Source organism: Salinimicrobium terrae DSM 17865 (assembly GCF_000424665.1).
GTDB lineage: Bacteria > Bacteroidota > Bacteroidia > Flavobacteriales > Flavobacteriaceae > Salinimicrobium > Salinimicrobium terrae.
Genome location: NZ_KE384222.1, coordinates 353,581 through 361,021, shown reverse-complemented (window position 1 = coordinate 361,021; position 7,441 = coordinate 353,581). Strand labels below are relative to the sequence as shown.

The window sequence follows — 7,441 nt, the reverse complement described above, 5'->3', positions numbered from 1 at the left end:
CAGATGCATGGAATCGATTTCCAGTATATCCAGCCAGGGAAACCCACACAGAATGCTTTTATTGAACGATTCAACGGCACCTATAGAAGAGGAGTTTTAAATAAATACATTTTTGAAGACTTGAATCAGGTAAGAGAACAAACTCAAATCTGGATGGATGATTATAATAATCAAAGACCACATGATGCATTAGGAAAAATGGCACCAATAGAATATGCTGAATTTAATTCTCTATTAGCGACTACAGATAAAACCAAAAACAATAATTTTATCCCATCAAACAGTTCTAATTAGGGGAAGCTTACACCTCCTTTACGAACTGCGGGGCTTTTGACTGAAAAAATGCGACGAGTTCAAGACGCGAGCTTCAGATAGTAAGGAGCACAGTAATAAATGAAGTCTCTTATCCGGTTTTCCGGAATGGAAAGTTCTTCAAAGATAGATTCCGAAAGTGCCGCGATACCCGCATCCACAGCTTGAGATCGATCTTCATTGGCAGCGGCTTTTTGAAGCATAGCTGTTTTTCCATTCAACCTATTAATTATTCCATCAAGACTTACGTTAAGATTTCCGGGAGGATTATACTTTGAAGTTGTACTTACATTAGATGCCGTTTTTAACTTTCGTTCAATGGAAGTAGGTCTGGGAATGTCATACATTGGAAAACCCAGATCGGCTTGAGATAAAGTCGGAATATTTTCAAGATCTGTAACGAGATTTCCGCTTAAGCTAATGTCGCTAATGCTCACCTCTGCAAGCTCATCAATTTTTTCCACCAGAAGCACGGTCAAAAATGTCTTTTTCAGCACCTCTTCTGTAATGACTATTTCCCGCTGCTCATATTGAACAGAGGAAAATTTCAAAGTATCACTCACCGCTACTTCAATTTCAAATTCACCCTGCATATTGTTTGTCGTTCCAATCCTGCTGGTTATGTTAACAATATTAATATAGAAGAAATTGCCTGGTCAGGCGTAAGGATCTTGCCTTGCAATAAAGATCTCTCCTGCCCTTGTGCAGATAGAAAGGGAATAATGAACAGCAAAAACCAAAAAATAATTCTAGTTTGGAATTGTCTCATTTTACTTTCCCCGTAACCTTTCTTTTATAAAAACAGGGGCCTTTCCTCTGTAGTACTCCACAAGTTCAAGTCTCATATCTTCGGGTAAAAAAGTGTAGAAAGTGGCATCTTCCGCACAGAAATAAACAAAATCTCTAATATGGTCGACAGGAATAGAGAGATTCACAAAAAAGGAAACAGGAAGCGCATTTACACCTGCGTCAACAATTTGAGAAAGGTCTTCATTAGCAGTAGCTTTCTTCAGCATTTTAATTTTTCCGTTTAAAGTATTAAGAAGGAGATCTACTCCTGAAGATGCAGTTATTAATTTCCTCTCTACGGAAGTAGGTCGGGGAATATCGGACATTGGAAATCCCAGGTCTGCCTGGGTAAGGGTGGGAATATTTTCAAGATCTGTAGCGAGATTTCCACTTAAGCTAATGTTACTGATGTTCACCTCTGGTAGCTCATCAATTTTTTCTACAAGAAGTACTGTCAAAAATGCCTTTTTCAGGACTTCTTCTGTAATGACTACTTCCCACTGCTCGTATTGAACCGAAGAAAACCTGAGAGTATCTCTCACTGCTACTTCAATTTCAAATTCACCCTTTAGATTGTTTGTCGTTCCAATTCTGCTGGTGATGTTAAGGATATTAATAGCGGAAATTTCCTGGTCATCCGTAAGAATCCTGCCTTGTAACAAAGATCTCTCCTGACTGAAAGCAGAGAAAAATAAAAACAAGAAGAGAAAAGACAGAAATGTTTTTATCATCCCCTGATCTTTTCAAATGTCCGTATTTTAAATTTGTAGTAGATCAGTTTCCTTAATAATAAAATTCTATCTCACTTCTATGAATATTGTAAGAGCAGACAATTTTAATTCAATGAAACATCTGTCCAACCATTCTTTTTGGAATGTATTCTTCTGCTATTAAAACTAAGCAGTTCGAAAATGCCGGCCATAAATAACCATACCGGAAGAATTAGAATAAGGGCAGCCGTTCCCATCCCAAAAGCATCTATCATGGAGTAAAAAGCCGCCATTGAAAGTAGCACCAGTGCTATTCCCGTAGCTATCCTTAACCATTTACTTGCCCCACCCGCAAAAATCCCGACGATAAAGCTCCACATTAAGGCCAAAGCCAAAACTCCAAACATTCCTGCAATAAGATAATCAAGAGTATTTGCCCCTTCCAATAGAAAAATTGCGCAGTAACAAAAAATTAGCCCAAGCACAAGCCTTGAAACAATCCAAAAAATTCGGGAAAAATTAAAGAAGGACCTGATGAGCTTCATTTTATTTTTTAAAATTAAATTCCTTAGGGAGAAGCTAAATATAGAACTTTTTATAATTAAAAAAGCCGGAGCTGCAGCTCCGGCCAAAGATTTTCCTAAAATACAATTTTTGAGGATTAACTTTTTTTCCTTTTTGAACCACGACCGTAAGCCAAATTCAGTATGAATGGCACTAAGAAACTAATTAGGCCCGGAGTGTTCCTTCATTTCTAAAAAAATCTGAAGTAGTAATTACGCCCAGGAACTGAGCCTAAAGAGCTTTTAAACCCAGCAAAAAAAGCTGCCAGCGAAAAATGAAAAAGAAAGTCCTCTAATAACGTGATGCTTAACTATTAGGCTTGACCCGTCGGACCAAAGTTAAGAGGAATGTTAGGCTGGTCGTATTCTTTTATTTCACCATGTGCCTTTTCAAATCGTTTAACATTGTCTGCCAAAGCCTTTAATAGCCTTTTGGCATGCTGCGGAGTTAAAATAATGCGGGACTTTACTTTACTCTTGGGAGTTCCCGGCATTATGCTCACAAAGTCAACAACAAATTCTGAGACGGAATGGTTGATAATAGCCAAATTAGAATAGGTCCCTTCGGCCACTTTTTCATCCAATTCTATATTAATCTGACCCTTTTTAGGTTTTTTACTGTTGTTATTTTCGTCGCTCATTTATAAGTTTTTATAGGATTAAAAGTACAAAAAAATCCCGACCGTAGTGGCCGGGATTTCTGTCAATGTGGAAATCTGCTATAGAAGATTTCTACTAGTTATAATTTACTTCCTGCTTTTTTTCAAGCATTTCATCAAATTCTTCTTTAGAACCAACAATGATATGTTCGTACTCCCGAAGTCCTGTACCTGCAGGAATTCTGTGGCCAACAATAACATTTTCTTTTAGTCCTTCAAGCTCATCAACCTTACCACTTACGGCTGCTTCGTTTAATACCTTTGTAGTTTCCTGGAAGGACGCCGCAGAAATAAATGACTTGGTTTGAAGTGATGCACGAGTAATACCCTGAAGTACAGGAGTCGCAGTTGCAGCAACCACATCTCTTGCAGTAACAAGGTTCTTATCCTCTCTTCTAAGAATAGAGTTTTCATCTCTAAGATCTCTTGGAGAAATAAGCTGTCCCGGTTTTAGATTCTCTGAATCTCCCGCATCTTCAACTACTTTCATTCCAAAGATCTCATCGTTCTCCTCGCTAAAATCATCCTTATGAACCAACTGGTTCTCAAGGAAGATAGTATCTCCCGGATCAACGATTCTTACCTTACGCATCATCTGTCTTACAACTACCTCAAAATGCTTATCGTTGATCTTCACGCCTTGTAGTCGGTAAACTTCCTGAACTTCGTTCACAAGGTACTGTTGTACAGCGCTTGGTCCTTTAATGGACAGGATATCTTCCGGAGTCACAGACCCATCAGATAGTGGCATTCCGGCACGCACGTAGTCATTCTCCTGAACAAGGATCTGGTTAGAAAGTTTCACAAGATACTTCTTAACTTCTCCAAGCTTGGATTCGATAATGATCTCACGGTTACCACGTTTGATCTTTCCAAAGGAAACAACTCCGTCGATCTCACTTACCACAGCAGGGTTAGAAGGGTTACGCGCTTCGAAAAGCTCGGTTACCCTTGGAAGACCACCTGTAATATCCCCTGACTTAGAAGATTTACGTGGGATCTTAACCAGAATCTTCCCTACCTTAATCTTCTCGTCGTTGTCCACCATAAGGTGAGCTCCAACAGGAAGGTTGTAAGAACGAATTACTTCATCTTTCTTTCCAAGGATCTGAAGTGTTGGAATAAGCTTTTTGTTACGGGATTCGGAAATTACTTTTTCCTGGAATCCTGTTTGCTCATCGATCTCCACCTGGTAAGTTACCCCTTGCTCGATATTCTCATACTTGATCTTACCGGCAAATTCTGAAATGATCACCCCGTTATAAGGATCCCACTGGCAAATTACCTCGTCTCTGGAAACTTTGTCTCCATTCTTAATAAATATCTGCGATCCATAAGGAATGTTGCTTGTACTAAGTACAATTCCCGATTTTTGATCTTTCAGTTTTAATTCTGAAGTTCTTGAAATCACGATCTCAGCCTCGCTACCATCAGGAGCTTCTCCTTTTACAGTCTTAAGATCTTCGATCTCTGCAATTCCCGGGAACTTCGCGATCAATTTATTCTCTTCAGAAATGTTTCCTGCAATACCACCCACGTGGAAGGTACGAAGGGTAAGCTGTGTACCCGGCTCTCCAATTGACTGGGCAGCTACAACTCCAACCGCTTCTCCTCTTTGTACCGTTTTATTGGTAGCAAGATTACGGCCGTAACATCTCACACATATTCCTTTTTTAGCCTCACAAGTAAGAGCAGATCTTATTTCAACACTTTCAATCGGAGCTTCGGTGATCTTCTTAACAATATCCTCGTCAATTTCAACGCCCGATTCTACAAGCAGCTCGTTAGTTAAAGGATTAATTACATCATGAAGGGCAGTTCTACCAAGAATTCGCTCTCCAAGAGATTCCACGATCTCCTCATTCTTCTTCAATGGCGATACGTCAACACCTCTTAAAGTACCACAATCTTCCTCGTTGATGATCACATCCTGTGAAACATCTACAAGACGACGGGTAAGGTAACCTGCATCGGCAGTTTTAAGAGCCGTATCAGCAAGTCCTTTCCGTGCACCGTGAGTAGAAATAAAGTATTCAAGAATCGAAAGACCTTCCTTAAAGTTAGAAAGAATAGGGTTTTCAATAATTTCTCCACCTCCGGAAGTAGACTTTTTAGGCTTCGCCATTAATCCACGCATACCGGTCAACTGACGGATCTGTTCTTTAGATCCCCTTGCACCGGAGTCAAGCATCATGTACACCGAGTTAAATCCTTGCTGGTCTTCACGAATACGCTTCATGGCTAATTCCGTTAAGCCGGCGTTCGTAGAAGTCCAGATGTCAATAACCTGGTTGTAACGTTCGTTGTTGGTAATAAGACCCATGTTATAGTTTCCTATAATACCTTCAACCTGCTCGTTTGCATCGTCGATCATGGTCTGCTTTTCTTCCGGAATAATAATATCTCCCAAACTGAAAGACAATCCCCCACGGAATGCAAAACCATAACCCATTTCCTTAATCGCATCCAGGAATTCCGCAGTTTCGGGAACGCTGGTTACTTTAAGAATGTTACCAATAATATCACGAAGTGATTTTTTAGTAAGTACTTCATTCACAAAACCTGCTTTTTCCGGCACGGCCTGGTTGAATAGTACTCTACCTACTGTAGTTTCAATGATCTGGTTTACCAGTTGTCCTGCCTCATTAAAATCCTTTGTACGGATCTTGATCATCGCGTTAAGCTCAACCATCTTCTGGTTGTAAGCGATTGTCACCTCTTCAGGTGAATAGAACGTAAGCCCTTCTCCTTTTACAGCTCTCTCGGGAGTTGATTTTCTGGCCTTTGTCATATAGTAAAGACCAAGTACCATATCCTGAGAAGGTACAGTTACCGGCGAACCGTTTGCAGGGTTCAAAATATTGTGCGAACCTAACATTAACAGCTGTGCCTCGAGGATAGCCTCTGGCCCAAGCGGAAGGTGGACAGCCATTTGATCCCCATCAAAATCGGCGTTGAATGCAGTACACGCAAGTGGGTGCAACTGAATCGCTTTACCTTCAATAAGTTTTGGCTGGAATGCCTGGATACCAAGTCTGTGAAGAGTTGGGGCCCGGTTAAGCAACACAGGATGCCCTTTCAATACATTCTCAAGAATATCCCAAACAACAGGTTCTTTTTTATCTATAATTTTCTTGGCAGACTTCACAGTCTTAACAATACCTCTTTCGATAAGTTTTCTTATCACAAAAGGCTTGTAAAGCTCGGCTGCCATGTCTTTTGGAAGACCACACTCGTAGAACTTCAATTCCGGTCCTACAACAATTACCGAACGAGCAGAATAATCCACACGCTTACCAAGCAGGTTTTGACGGAAACGCCCTTGCTTACCTTTTAAGGAGTCAGAAAGGGATTTCAACGGCCTGTTGGAATCAGTTTTTACTGCTGAAGATTTTCTTGTGTTATCAAATAACGAATCTACAGATTCCTGTAGCATACGCTTTTCGTTACGAAGAATCACTTCAGGAGCTTTGATCTCCATTAACCTTTTCAGACGGTTATTACGAATAATTACACGACGGTAAAGATCATTTAAATCTGAAGTTGCGAAACGTCCTCCATCAAGCGGCACCAATGGACGTAATTCCGGCGGAATGATTGGAATTACTTTCATGATCATCCACTCAGGACGGTTTTCACGGTTCTTATTTGCATCACGAAGTGCTTCCACAACCTGTAGTCTCTTAAGAGCCTCAGTTTTACGTTGCTTGGAAGTTTCGTTGTTTGCTTTGTGTCTTAATTCATAGGAAAGTGCATCAAGGTCTATGCGCTGCAGGATGTCGATAAGACACTCTGCTCCCATTTTAGCAATAAATTTATTCGGGTCGTTCTCATCCAGGTAAAGGTTTTCCTGCGGAAGGGTATCCAGAATGTTCAGGTACTCTTCTTCAGTAAGGAAATCCATTTTCTTCAACGGCGATCCATCCTCATTCTTGGCAATACCCGGTTGAATTACCACGTACCTCTCGTAGTAAATGATCATGTCTAATTTCTTAGACGGAAGACCAAGCAGGTAACCAATCTTATTAGGTAATGAACGGAAGTACCAGATGTGTGCCACAGGAACCACAAGGTTAATATGCCCCACACGGTCTCTACGCACTTTCTTTTCGGTCACCTCTACACCACATCTATCACACACGATTCCTTTATAACGGATCCTTTTGTACTTTCCACAGGCACATTCATAATCCTTTACAGGACCAAAAATACGCTCACAGAAAAGCCCGTCCCTTTCGGGTTTGTGCGTACGATAATTGATAGTTTCAGGTTTTAGGACCTCCCCGCGTGACTCAGCAAGAATCGACTCAGGAGAAGCTAAACCTATAGAGATCTTGTTAAACCTCTGTACTGTATTCTTATCATTATTTCTAGCCATAATACTTTTTATGTAGTAATCAGTTTTCAG

6 protein-coding genes are annotated in these 7,441 nt (G+C 40.5%); 1 reads left to right on the top strand and 5 read right to left on the bottom strand.

Going from position 1 to position 7,441, the window contains the following annotated elements; genetic code table 11:
* On the top strand, positions 1-294 hold a 294-nt coding region (locus H148_RS0116190; RefSeq protein WP_029033045.1), incomplete at its 5' end, for an integrase core domain-containing protein.
* A gap of 59 nt (positions 295-353) precedes the next feature.
* On the opposite strand, the gene H148_RS0116185 is transcribed toward H148_RS0116190, so the two are convergent.
* The 5 genes from H148_RS0116185 to rpoC all read right to left on the bottom strand — a co-directional run bounded on the left by H148_RS0116185 (position 354) and on the right by rpoC (position 7,411).
* The gene (locus tag H148_RS0116185) at positions 354-905 is read right to left on the bottom strand and encodes a hypothetical protein (protein WP_029035726.1); all 552 of its coding nucleotides are present in this window, start codon (positions 903-905) and stop codon (positions 354-356) included.
* A gap of 177 nt (positions 906-1,082) precedes the next feature.
* The gene (locus H148_RS0116180) at positions 1,083-1,832 is read right to left on the bottom strand and encodes a peptidase associated/transthyretin-like domain-containing protein (protein ID WP_029035725.1); all 750 of its coding nucleotides are present in this window, start codon (positions 1,830-1,832) and stop codon (positions 1,083-1,085) included.
* Between the two features lie 104 nt (positions 1,833-1,936).
* Complete coding sequence (locus tag H148_RS0116175) at positions 1,937-2,257, bottom strand: hypothetical protein (protein ID WP_169578591.1); 321 nt, start codon at positions 2,255-2,257, stop codon at positions 1,937-1,939.
* A 431-nt stretch (positions 2,258-2,688) separates the two neighbouring features.
* Positions 2,689-3,015 carry a DUF3467 domain-containing protein gene (locus tag H148_RS0116165; protein WP_029035723.1) on the bottom strand — a complete coding sequence of 109 codons (327 nt, stop codon included), beginning with the start codon at positions 3,013-3,015 and terminating at the stop codon, positions 2,689-2,691.
* A 94-nt stretch (positions 3,016-3,109) separates the two neighbouring features.
* Positions 3,110-7,411, bottom strand: a complete 4,302-nt coding sequence (gene rpoC, locus H148_RS0116160) for a DNA-directed RNA polymerase subunit beta' (protein WP_029035722.1) — start codon at positions 7,409-7,411, stop codon at positions 3,110-3,112.
* Between the last annotated feature and the right edge of the window lie 30 nt (positions 7,412-7,441).